This window comes from Bradyrhizobium sp. Leo114, assembly GCF_055229415.2.
On record NZ_JBUYEN020000051.1, the window covers coordinates 39,725 to 47,494 of the forward strand.

6 protein-coding genes are annotated in these 7,770 nt (G+C 66.4%); 3 read left to right on the top strand and 3 right to left on the bottom strand.

All coding sequences use genetic code 11. The annotated features are described in order from the left end of the window. Positions 1–43: 43 nt before the first annotated feature. The 3 genes from smc to ACZIRK_RS37520 all read right to left on the bottom strand — a co-directional run bounded on the left by smc (position 44) and on the right by ACZIRK_RS37520 (position 4,963). The gene (smc, locus tag ACZIRK_RS37510) at positions 44–3,505 is read right to left on the bottom strand and encodes a chromosome segregation protein SMC (protein ID WP_474419227.1); all 3,462 of its coding nucleotides are present in this window, start codon (positions 3,503–3,505) and stop codon (positions 44–46) included. Between the two features lie 202 nt (positions 3,506–3,707). Beyond that, positions 3,708–4,364 carry a DsbA family protein gene (locus ACZIRK_RS37515; protein WP_130231715.1) on the bottom strand — a complete coding sequence of 219 codons (657 nt, stop codon included), beginning with the start codon at positions 4,362–4,364 and terminating at the stop codon, positions 3,708–3,710. 119 nt (positions 4,365–4,483) lie between these two features. Then, complete coding sequence (locus tag ACZIRK_RS37520) at positions 4,484–4,963, bottom strand: DUF721 domain-containing protein (RefSeq protein WP_028167440.1); 480 nt, start codon at positions 4,961–4,963, stop codon at positions 4,484–4,486. Positions 4,964–5,092: 129 nt separating this feature from the next. On the opposite strand from ACZIRK_RS37520, the gene mutY reads away from it, so the two are divergent. The 3 genes from mutY (at position 5,093) to ACZIRK_RS37535 (ending at position 7,369) form a co-directional block, all read left to right on the top strand. Further along, positions 5,093–6,193, top strand: a complete 1,101-nt coding sequence (mutY, locus tag ACZIRK_RS37525; protein WP_474419228.1) for an A/G-specific adenine glycosylase — start codon at positions 5,093–5,095, stop codon at positions 6,191–6,193. Positions 6,194–6,254: 61 nt separating this feature from the next. After that, positions 6,255–6,674 carry a PaaI family thioesterase gene (locus tag ACZIRK_RS37530; protein ID WP_474419229.1) on the top strand — a complete coding sequence of 140 codons (420 nt, stop codon included), beginning with the start codon at positions 6,255–6,257 and terminating at the stop codon, positions 6,672–6,674. A 77-nt stretch (positions 6,675–6,751) separates the two neighbouring features. Then, positions 6,752–7,369: a glutathione S-transferase family protein gene (locus ACZIRK_RS37535; protein ID WP_474419230.1), complete on the top strand. Its 618-nt coding sequence runs from the start codon at positions 6,752–6,754 to the stop codon at positions 7,367–7,369. Positions 7,370–7,770 lie beyond the last annotated feature (401 nt).

The following is a 7,770-nucleotide window of genomic DNA, read 5'->3' on the forward strand; positions in this document are numbered from 1 at the left end:
TTCGTCGCTGTCGCTCCTCGCAATGACGAAGCTGACGCTCCGCTCACGCCACGTGCTGATCCAGGATGCCGACTGCGCCTTCGAGGTCGACCGAGACCAGTTGCGACACGCCGCGCTCGGCCATGGTGACGCCGAACAGCCGGTTCATGCGCGCCATGGTGATCGGGTTGTGCGTGATGACGATGAAGCGCGTCTCGGTCGAGGCCGTCATCTCGTGCAACAGGTTGCAGCAGCGCTCCACGTTGTGGTCGTCGAGCGGCGCGTCGACCTCGTCCAGCACGCAGATCGGCGAAGGGTTGGTCAGGAACACCGCGAAGATCAGCGCCAGCGCGGTCAGCGCCTGCTCGCCGCCCGAGAGCAGCGACAGCGACTGCGGCTTCTTGCCAGGGGGCTTTGCGATGATCTCGAGACCGGCCTCGAGCGGATCGTCGCTCTCGATCAGGTGCAGCGCGGCCTCGCCGCCGCCGAACAGCTCGACGAACAAGCGCTTGAAGTGGCTGTTGACGGTCTCGAACGAGGTGAGAAGCCGCTCGCGTGCTTCGCGGTTGAGGCTCTGGATGCCCTGGCGCAGGCGCTTGATCGCTTCGACCAAGTCGTCGCGCTCGGTGGTGAGCCCGGTGTGCTGGGTCTCCACCTCGCGCAGCTCTTCCTCGGCGCGCAGATTGACGGCGCCGAGGCGTTCGCGATCGCGGCGCATCTTTTCGAGCTCTTCCTCGATCTGGCCGACCGGCGGCAGTTCGGCGCCCGGCTCGATCTCGGCGAGGCTGGCCAACGCCTGCGGCTCAACCTCGAGCATGTCATGGACCTCGCGCTCGATATCGGCGAGCCGACGCCGAGTTCCTTCCATCCGCTCCTCGGCGCGGGCGGTCGCCTCGCGGGCGCTCGACAGCGCTTCCAGCGAGGCCTTGGCGGTGCGGTCGGTGTCCGCCATCGCGGTCTCAGCAGCGGCGAGCGCGTCGGCGGCGCCGCGGCGATCGTTCTCGGCGTACTCGATCTCGCTGATCAGCGCGCTGCGCTTCTCCGCAAACACCTCCGGCGCATTGACGAGCTCCTCGCGCTCTGCGGTCAGCTCGGTGATGCGGGCCTCAATCGTTCCGATCTGCGAGGCGCCGCTTGCTTTGCGGTTCTGCCACTCATTGCGCTCGGCGAGGATCGCCTGCACGCGGCGGTCGGCGAGCTCGGCTTCACGAGCCAGCGCCTGCGCTTCGGCGCGCACCTGGGCGGCCACGCGGCGCCGGTTCTCGATCTCGCTGCGGACCGCGTTGAGTTGGCTTTCAGCCTCGATGCTCGGCGGCAATTCGGCGAGCGCCGCATCGGCGTTCTCGTGCGCGGCCTCGGCTTCGGCACGGTCGGCGGCGAGGCGGTTGTGCGCTTCCGTCAGCGCGGATTTGCGCGCGGCGTGGCGGTTGATCTCGCGCTCGGCTGCGGCATGGCGCTCGCGCGCGGCATCGCCCTCGCGACGCGCGGCACGCACCGCCTCGCGCGCGGCGGTCTCGGCGGCGGAGGCGGCGCGCAATTCGGCTTCCGCATTCTCCAGCGCCTGCCGCTTGGTGATCACCTCGTTGCGCGCCTGCTCGAGTTCATGCTCGATGTCGACGAGGCGGGCACGCTCGGCGAGGCGCCGCGCCGCGCCGGTCGGCGCGTGAGCGGCGGTGACAAAACCGTCCCAGCGCCAGACGTCGCCCTCGAGCGACACCAGCCGCTGGCCGGTCTTCAATTGCGACACCAGCTCCGCGCCGCGCTCCTTTGCCACGACGCCGATCTGGGCGAGGCGGCGCGCCAGTTCCGGCGGCGCCTGCACGTGGTTGGCAAGGCAATCGACGCCTTCGGGCAGCGCCGGGTCCTCGCTAGCGGGGACATTGGTCCAGCGCATCGGTGCCGAGGGATCGACGGGCGCATCGAGATCGTCGCCGAGCGCGGCGCCGATCGCCTTCTCATAACCCTTGGCGACCGTGATGCCGTCGATGATCGGCGGCCACAGATTCTTGGTCTCGCCATTGAGGATCTTGGAGATGGTGCGCGCCTCGGTCTCGAGCCGCTGCACGCGCTTCTCTGCTTCGGTCAGCGGGCTGCGCGAAGCTTCGAGCGTCTGCCGCGCGACCACGTGACCGGTTTCGCTCGCCTGCACGGTGGCTTCGGCCTCGGCCAGCGTCTGCTGCGCGGTCTCGACCGCGGCGGCGAGCACATCGATGTCGCCCAGCGAGCCGGTTTCCTGCGCGAGGCGCTCCTCCTCGGCCTGGACGCTTGCGATCTCATGGTCGAGCCGGGCGAGCCGGTCGCGATGGGTGCGCACGCCGGCTTCGAGCTGGTTGCGCTTGGCGGTGAGGTCGGCAAGCTCTGTGGTCAGCTCGGCGAACCGGCGCTCGGTTTCGGCAAGCATGGCTTCCGCTTCCGCGACGCGCTCGTCGACGCCGGAGCGCTGCTCGACCCGAGACTTGATCTCTTCCTTCAGCTCGGCGTCCTCGGTGTCGAGCCGCTGCAGCGCGACGTCGGCGTCTGCCGTCTGTTGTTGCTCGCGCGCGATGTCGGCAACGAACTGCGCCAGGCGCCGGTCGAGTTCGGAAACGCGTTCCTTGGCACGCTCCTCCTCGCGATCGAGCATCTCGCGCGCATTGTTGAGCCGCTGCAGGCCCGCGGCGGCGCGGGCTTCCGCCTCGCGTAGCGCCGGCAGTTCGGCCGCGCGGATTGCCTGGATGCGCGCGGATTCCGCCTGCTCGCGGGTGCGCTCGGCCGCCTCGCGAACGGCGAGATCATGCGTCTGCGCGGCATCGTTGACGTCAGCGTGAGCCTCGATCCAGCGCAGGTGGAACAGCATCGCCTCGGACTTGCGGACCTTCGCGGCGACCTCGCGGTAGCGGATCGCCTGCCGCGCCTGCTTCTTCAGCCCGTCCATCTGGCCGGTGAGCTGGCCGATCACGTCCTCGACGCGGGTGAGGTTGGTCTCGGCTGCCTTCAACCGCAGTTCCGCTTCATGGCGGCGGGCATGCAGGCCGGCGACGCCGGCGGCATCTTCGAGGATGCGGCGGCGCTGTTCCGGCTTGGCCTGGATGATCTCGCCGACCTTGCCTTGGTGCACCAGTGCCGGCGACCGCGCGCCAGTCGCGGCATCGGCGAACAGGAGCTGCACGTCGCGCGCGCGCACGTCACGTCCGTTGATGCGATAGGCGGAACCCGCCTCGCGCTCGATGCGGCGGGAGATTTCCAGGAGCTGGCTGTCATTGACCGCGGCCGGCGCCGTGCGATCGGAATTGTCGATCGTCATCACGACTTCGGCGTGGTTGCGCGCCGGGCGATTGCCGGAACCGGCGAAGATCACCGCGTCCATGTCGGCGGCGCGCAGTGACTTGTGCGAGGTTTCGCCCATCGCCCACCGCAGCGCTTCCACCAGGTTGGACTTGCCGCAGCCGTTCGGTCCGACCACGCCGGTCAGGCCCGGCTCGATCATGAAGTCGGTGGGTTCAACGAACGATTTGAAACCGTGGAGGCGTAGGCGCGTGAGCTTCATGAACACAAATCTCTGTTGGCCGGGCGCGAATCTCCCAGCCGTGACAGTACCATGAAAGGCAATGTCGGTAATGCAGGCGGACCGCTCGCTGCGGCTGTGGCCGCGACAATGGCGAGGCCGGAGCGCACCGGCAACCGCCGCCTCGGGCTTTTCCCAAGGCTTTTGCTTGGTTTATCTGATGTTGCGAATAGCTGTGGACGAATCAGCTTTTCAACAATGAATTGATGCGCTTGCTGAATTCATCGAACGAGGTCTCGCCCTTCAGCATCTCGCCGTTGATGAAGAAGGTCGGGGTCGAATTCACCTTCAGCACGTCGTTGGCGTATTTCTGGTCAGCGGCGATCTTGTCGAGCAGCGCCTGGTCCTTCAGGCAATCCTCGACCTGCTGCTGGCTGAGGCCCGCCTGCTTGCCGATTCGCGTCAGCGTCTCCGTGGTGTTCTTCATCACCCAGTCGTTCTGCTGGCGGAACAACAGGTCGATGACTGCGAAATATTTCGGCGCGTCATCCTTGGCGATGCAGCGCGCCAGCATCGAACCGGCGGCGGCCTTGATGTCGAGCGGGAATTCGCGGAACACGTAGCGGATCTTGCCGGTGTCGATGAATTCCGACTTGATCTTCGGGAATACCGTGTCGTTGAAGTTCGCGCAGTGCGGGCAGGTCATCGAGGCGTATTCAGTGATTGTCACCGGGGCGTTCTGCGGGCCGAGCGCCATGTCCGGTAGTGATTGCGGCTTGGCGACATCGGCGGCGGTCTGCGCCATCGCCTCCGAAATCAGGCGCAGCGGCGAGAGACCGATCAGGGCGGCAAGACCAGTCAGTGACAAAGCGGCGGTGAAGGCGCGGCGCGTGATGATCAAGGTCGGCTCCCGGATTGGCGCATGCACGCCTAAAAGAGGTCTAAAAAAGCGAGCTTTCGCTAGCTTGAAATGGTGATTGTGGCAATGCTGCGCTCCAAGGCCCGCCACGCAAAAAAGTCTCAATTTCGCTTGATCGAGGCCCCCAATCGCGCCAGTGCTGCACGCAGCGCCTCGTCCTCCACGGCGGACAGGGTCTTTTCGACCGCCGCCACCGCCTTGGGGTCCGGCGGCCGCGGCCGCACCGGGCGCTCCCGCCGGGACAGAGGCGCCTGCCGCAGCGCCAGCCGGCCGACCGCGTGCCAGCCGAAGAAGCGGTTGACCCGCTCCAGAATGCGGTCGGAGGAATGCTGGATCTCCAGCGCCATCGGCCCCTCGACCCGGAGCACCAATGTTGCCGGCTCCTGCGGCTGCCCCTCCACCGGCCGCGGCCATTGCATCTTCATCGGCTCCGAATACCGCGCGATCTCGGTCCCCGCGATCTCCGCCCACCGCGTTACCAGCTCGCGCGCGGCGAATCCCTGCTTGGCATAGGCGTCGGAGAAGACGTCGTTGAGCAGGATAGAGAGCGGCTTTGCGCTGATCGGGCCGGGTTTTGACATGGGTCCTTATAGCACTTCGGGATTGACCCCAGGAACCACCCCGATTCCGGTACGAAGAAAGGCGTGGATGGCCGGGCCAAGCCCGGGCATGACGTGGAGAGATTCGGGCGCCAACATTAAAGTCATCGCATGAGGTCTCGCGCAGCCACCACGACAAAATCACGACAACCGCCTGACGCGGTCGCCGCACGTCCCGCCCTGCTGCTGGCCTGGTATGACCGGCATCGCCGCCGGCTGCCGTGGCGCGCGCCTGCCGGTGAGCGGGCCGATCCGTACCGGGTGTGGCTGTCGGAGATCATGTTGCAGCAGACGACGGTCAAGGCGGTCGGGCCGTACTTCGAGAAATTCGTCTCGCGCTGGCCGGATGTCGGTTCGCTGGCGCGCGCCTCGCTGGACGATGTGCTGCGGATGTGGGCCGGGCTCGGTTACTATTCCCGGGCGCGCAACCTGCACGCCTGCGCGGTGGCGGTGCTGCGCGATTATCGCGGCATCTTTCCCGATGATGAGGAGGGGCTTCGCACGCTGCCGGGGATCGGGCCGTACACAGCCGCCGCAATCGCCGCGATCGCCTTCGACCGCCGCACCATGCCGGTCGACGGCAATATCGAGCGCGTGGTGTCGCGGCTGTTCGCGGTCGAGGAGGCATTGCCGCAGGCCAAGCCGCTGATCCAGCAATTGGCGAGCACGCTGCTCGGTCCTTCTCGCGCCGGCGACAGTGCACAAGCGCTGATGGATCTGGGCTCCTCGATCTGCACGCCGAAGAAGCCGGCCTGCGCGCTGTGCCCGCTCAGCGACGATTGCGCAGCGCGCGCCCGCGGCGACCAGGAGAGCTTTCCGCGCAAGACACCGAAGAAGAGTGGCGCGCTGCGCTCGGGCGCGGCCTTTGTCGTCATCCGCGGCGATGAGCTCCTGGTCCGCACCCGCCCCGAGAAGGGTCTGCTTGGTGGCATGACGGAAGTGCCGACCTCCGAATGGCTGGCCGGACAGGACGACGCGGCTGCACTCGAGCAGGCGCCATCTCTGAAGGGCGTGACGCGCTGGCACCGCAAGGCCGGCGTCGTCACTCACGTCTTCACGCATTTTCCACTCGAGCTTGCGGTCTATACCGCAACCGTTCCGCCGCGCACGCGGGCGCCAGAGGGGATGCGCTGGGTCCCGGTCGCCACCCTCGCGGACGAAGCGTTCCCGAACGTGATGCGCAAGGTGGTCGCGCATGGGCTCGGCACGTGAGGTTGCTGACAGCATGCTGGCAGTAGCCTTGCGTTAGCTGGGAGCACCAACGGAGGCTCCCATGATCGCGACCGCGCTTGACCGTCTCGCCACGCCGCCCTGCTCGAAGCTGCTTGGCTGGCACCTGCTCGATGCGCGCCCGGACGAAGGCTGGATCCGGATCGGCTTCGAGGGCAAGCCGGAGTTCTGCAACCCGGCCGGCTTTGTCCAGGGCGGCATGTTGTCGGCGATGCTCGACGACACGATGGGCCCGGCGGTGTTCGTCATGACCGACGGCAAGCTCTACACCGCAACCATCACGATGACGGTGAATTTCCTGGTGCCGGCGAGACCTGGACCGATCATCGGCGAGGCCAGGGTCACCCAGCTCGGCAAGACCGTCGCCTTCGTGGAGGGCAGGTTGTTGGCGGAAGACGGCGTCGTGCTCGCGACGGCATCGACCAGCGCACGCCTGGTGGAGACGGCAAAGGCCGTTCGCTGAGCCAGCCAGTCGGCGCGGGGATGGACGGGGCAAGAGGGCGCCGTTAACTTCGTATCCCTCTGAATGAGGGATGAAACATGCTCAAGCTCTATTACACCCCCGGCACCTGCGCGCTCGCCTCGCACATCGCGCTCGAAGAGGCCGGTGCGCCCTATACGATCGAACGGATCGACTTCAAGACCAACCAGCAGAACAGCCCGGAATATCTCAAGGTCAACCCGAAGGGACGGGTGCCGGCGCTGGTCACCGATCATGGCGTCCTCACCGAGACACCCGCGCTGCTCGCTTTTATCGCGCAGAGTTTTCCGCAGGCGAAACTGGCGCCGCTCGATGACGCCTTTGCGTTCGCGCAAGTGCAGGCGTTCAACAGCTATCTCTGCTCGACGCTGCATGTCGCGCATGCCCACAAGATGCGCGGTTATCGCTGGGCTGCGGACGAATCCTCCTTTGCCGACATGAAACGCATGATCCCGAAAACGGTCGGCGCGAGTTTCGCGCTGGTCGAACGCGACATGCTGAAAGGCCCGTGGGTAATGGGCGAAGCCTTCACGATCTGCGACATCTATCTCTTCACGATGGCGCAGTGGCTGGAGGGCGACGGCGTCGATCTGGCGGCATTGCCGAAAGTGGTCGATCACCGAAGCCGCATGGCCGCGCGGCCCGCGGTGAAGAAGGTGCTGGACGCGGAGGCGTGAGCGGTTTGTGGTGCTTTCGCAATGACGCGGTGGCTTTCTGATTCAAATGTCAAACAGCTTTCCGCTGTCATCGTCCGGCTTGATCGGACGATCCAGTATTCCAGAGGCGGTCGTGCTCGAGCCGAGAAGCCCCCGGATACTGGGTGCCCCGCCGGAGCCTGTCATCGGGCTCGCCAAAGGCGAGACCCGGTGGCGGGGCATGACGGTGGAGTGTGAGAAAGCAGCAGTTCGCATTCTCGCGGCATGATATGCCCGAGCTCTGCGTCTCGTTTCACCCTCCTCGATATCAGAGGGCGCAGGGAAAGCCGGGTGCCGGTTGCACCCATGGGTCCCGTGCAACAAAAAGCACGGGGGTAGGACCACAGGTTCAACCGAAGCATTCCGGCTTTCCCTGCGCGATG

Bases quoted from the DNA above. Each gene is read 5' to 3' on its own strand.
- mutY (WP_474419228.1), top strand. From the start codon at position 5,093: ATGAGGTCTCGCGCAGCCACCACGACAAAATCACGACAACCGCCTGAC.
- smc (WP_474419227.1), bottom strand. From the start codon at position 3,505: ATGAAGCTCACGCGCCTACGCCTCCACGGTTTCAAATCGTTCGTTGAA.
- ACZIRK_RS37530 (WP_474419229.1), top strand. From the start codon at position 6,255: ATGATCGCGACCGCGCTTGACCGTCTCGCCACGCCGCCCTGCTCGAAG.
- ACZIRK_RS37520 (WP_028167440.1), bottom strand. From the start codon at position 4,963: ATGTCAAAACCCGGCCCGATCAGCGCAAAGCCGCTCTCTATCCTGCTC.
- ACZIRK_RS37535 (WP_474419230.1), top strand. From the start codon at position 6,752: ATGCTCAAGCTCTATTACACCCCCGGCACCTGCGCGCTCGCCTCGCAC.